This is a genomic window from Alkalicoccobacillus porphyridii (genome assembly GCF_007293315.1).
In the GTDB taxonomy this organism is placed as follows: domain Bacteria; phylum Bacillota; class Bacilli; order Bacillales; family Bacillaceae_D; genus Alkalicoccobacillus; species Alkalicoccobacillus porphyridii.
Genome location: NZ_VLXZ01000354.1, coordinates 1 through 249, shown reverse-complemented (window position 1 = coordinate 249; position 249 = coordinate 1). Strand labels below are relative to the sequence as shown.

General features: G+C 45.8%; 1 pseudogene. It reads left to right on the top strand.

The window, feature by feature from the left end:
* Positions 1-249: pseudogene (gene ybeQ / locus FN960_RS24565) on the top strand (Sel1 family TPR-like repeat protein YbeQ); the annotation flags it as partial.

The following is a 249-nucleotide window of genomic DNA, read 5'->3' as shown; positions in this document are numbered from 1 at the left end:
GAGCGGAATGTCATATGCGCAAAATAATCTTGGATGGATGTACAGAAATGGCAACGGAGTCGCACAAGATTATGCGCTGGCATTTTTCTGGTACAAACAAGCTGCATTACAAGGCCATAGTTACGCATAAGACAATCTGGCCGATCTTTATAAAGACGGAGAAGGCGTTGCTCAAAACAAGACACTCGCCGCATTCTGGTATTTGAAAAGCGCACAGCAGGGTAATCGGCACGCCCAGTTTCAAATTGC